The sequence below is a fragment of the Peptoclostridium litorale DSM 5388 genome (genome assembly GCF_900141635.1).
Lineage (GTDB): Bacteria > Bacillota > Clostridia > Peptostreptococcales > Peptostreptococcaceae > Peptoclostridium > Peptoclostridium litorale.
Genome location: NZ_FSRH01000033.1, coordinates 1 through 1,689, shown reverse-complemented (window position 1 = coordinate 1,689; position 1,689 = coordinate 1). Strand labels below are relative to the sequence as shown.

Genomic DNA, 1,689 nt, shown 5'->3' with positions numbered 1-1,689 from the left:
TGCTGGTGTAGCTCAATTGGCAGAGCAACTGACTTGTAATCAGTAGGTTGCGGGTTCAAGTCCCATCACCAGCTCCACATCATGCGGGTGTGGCGGAATTGGCAGACGCGCTAGACTTAGGATCTAGTGTCCAGTACGTGGGGGTTCAAGTCCCTCCACCCGCACCAAGTTTATAGGCGGAAGTGGCTCAGCGGTAGAGCATCGCCTTGCCAAGGCGAGGGTCGCGGGTTCAAGTCCCGTCTTCCGCTCCAAAGCAAACTGCGTCTGTAGCTCAGTAGGATAGAGCAACGGCCTTCTAAGCCGTGTGTCCGGGGTTCGAATCCCTGCAGACGCGCCATTTAACGACATGACGTTGGGGATTCGCCAAGTCGGTAAGGCACAGGACTTTGACTCCTGCATGCACTGGTTCGAGTCCAGTATCCCCAGCCATACTAATATGACCCATTAGCTCAGTCGGTAGAGCATCTGACTTTTAATCAGGGTGTCCCGCGTTCGAGTCGCGGATGGGTCACCATTTAAACTTTACAAATTAAACAAGCAGTACGGAGGGGTACCGAAGTGGTCATAACGGGGCGGTCTTGAAAACCGTTAGGGTGCAAGCCCACGTGGGTTCGAATCCCACCCCCTCCGCCAATACGGAGAAGTACTCAAGTGGCTGAAGAGGCTCCCCTGCTAAGGGAGTAGGTCCTTTACGGGACGCGAGGGTTCAAATCCCTCCTTCTCCGCCAAAATTCGAGGTGTAGCGCAGTTTGGTAGCGCACATGGTTTGGGACCATGGGGCCGGGGGTTCGAGTCCCTCCACCTCGACCAATTAGTGGGCCTGTAGCTCAGGCGGTTAGAGCGCACGCCTGATAAGCGTGAGGTCACTGGTTCGAGTCCAGTCAGGCCCACCATGAAGTCCAGTATAGCAAGTCAAAAGATGGGCCTTTAGCTCAGTTGGTTAGAGCGCCCGGCTCATAACCGGTAGGTCTGGGGTTCGAGTCCCTGAAGGCCCACCATCTTTTAAAAATCTGGAAACCAAAACAAAATCATGTAGTTGAAGCACGGAGTATAAGCGGCTCAGCTGAAATATAGGAGTGTAGTTCAGTTGGTAGAACGTCGGTCTCCAAAACCGAATGTCGTGGGTTCAAGTCCTGCCACTCCTGCCAAGAAGTTCGAGGTGTAGCGCAGTTTGGTAGCGCACATGGTTTGGGACCATGGGGCCGGGGGTTCGAGTCCCTCCACCTCGACCATGTTAAAACTTTACAAGCAAGTCAAAAAGATGGGCCTTTAGCTCAGTTGGTTAGAGCGCCCGGCTCATAACCGGTAGGTCTGGGGTTCGAGTCCCTGAAGGCCCACCATCTTTTGCCCAGATAGCTCAGTCGGTAGAGCAGGGGACTGAAAATCCCCGTGTCGGTGGTTCGATTCCGCCTCTGGGCACCACTTTTACATTTTGAATATGGCGGCATAGCTCAGCTGGCTAGAGCGTTCGGTTCATACCCGAGAGGTCACAAGTTCGATCCTTGTTGCCGCTACCATTTGCTTTAAATAGCATTGAACCTTGAAAACTGAACAGCAAACCATAGACCGAATTTTTTCGGTCAAACCATGAAACAAACAAGTCAGTGATAACTGTAATTTTACAGTTTGTCATGAGTCAAGAGGATTTTTCCTCAAGGATTTTTTATTAAGAGTTTGATCCTGGCTCAG

Annotated in this window: 16 tRNA genes; all 16 read left to right on the top strand. The window is 52.0% G+C overall.

The features are described from left to right. Window position 1: 1 nt before the first annotated feature. The 16 genes from BUQ87_RS14865 to BUQ87_RS14790 all read left to right on the top strand — a co-directional run bounded on the left by BUQ87_RS14865 (window position 2) and on the right by BUQ87_RS14790 (window position 1,517). Window positions 2-77, top strand: a tRNA-Thr gene (locus BUQ87_RS14865). A gap of 6 nt (window positions 78-83) precedes the next feature. Further along, window positions 84-167, top strand: a tRNA-Leu gene (locus tag BUQ87_RS14860). A gap of 9 nt (window positions 168-176) precedes the next feature. After that, window positions 177-251, top strand: a tRNA-Gly gene (locus tag BUQ87_RS14855). Window positions 252-260: 9 nt separating this feature from the next. After that, window positions 261-337 (top strand) — tRNA-Arg (locus tag BUQ87_RS14850). 16 nt (window positions 338-353) lie between these two features. Beyond that, window positions 354-429, top strand: a tRNA-Gln gene (locus BUQ87_RS14845). Window positions 430-438: 9 nt separating this feature from the next. Continuing rightward, window positions 439-514, top strand: a tRNA-Lys gene (locus BUQ87_RS14840). Between the two features lie 30 nt (window positions 515-544). Further along, window positions 545-633: transfer RNA gene (locus BUQ87_RS14835), tRNA-Ser, on the top strand. A gap of 4 nt (window positions 634-637) precedes the next feature. Then, window positions 638-728 (top strand) — tRNA-Ser (locus BUQ87_RS14830). A gap of 5 nt (window positions 729-733) precedes the next feature. Continuing rightward, window positions 734-810: transfer RNA gene (locus BUQ87_RS14825), tRNA-Pro, on the top strand. Between the two features lie 6 nt (window positions 811-816). Next, window positions 817-893 (top strand) — tRNA-Ile (locus tag BUQ87_RS14820). Window positions 894-921: 28 nt separating this feature from the next. Further along, window positions 922-998: transfer RNA gene (locus BUQ87_RS14815), tRNA-Ile, on the top strand. Between the two features lie 74 nt (window positions 999-1,072). Then, window positions 1,073-1,148, top strand: a tRNA-Trp gene (locus tag BUQ87_RS14810). A 7-nt stretch (window positions 1,149-1,155) separates the two neighbouring features. Continuing rightward, window positions 1,156-1,232: transfer RNA gene (locus tag BUQ87_RS14805), tRNA-Pro, on the top strand. Between the two features lie 31 nt (window positions 1,233-1,263). Then, window positions 1,264-1,340 (top strand) — tRNA-Ile (locus BUQ87_RS14800). Window positions 1,341-1,346: 6 nt separating this feature from the next. Further along, a tRNA-Phe gene (locus BUQ87_RS14795) sits at window positions 1,347-1,422 on the top strand. Between the two features lie 18 nt (window positions 1,423-1,440). Further along, window positions 1,441-1,517, top strand: a tRNA-Met gene (locus BUQ87_RS14790). Window positions 1,518-1,689: the final 172 nt, after the last annotated feature.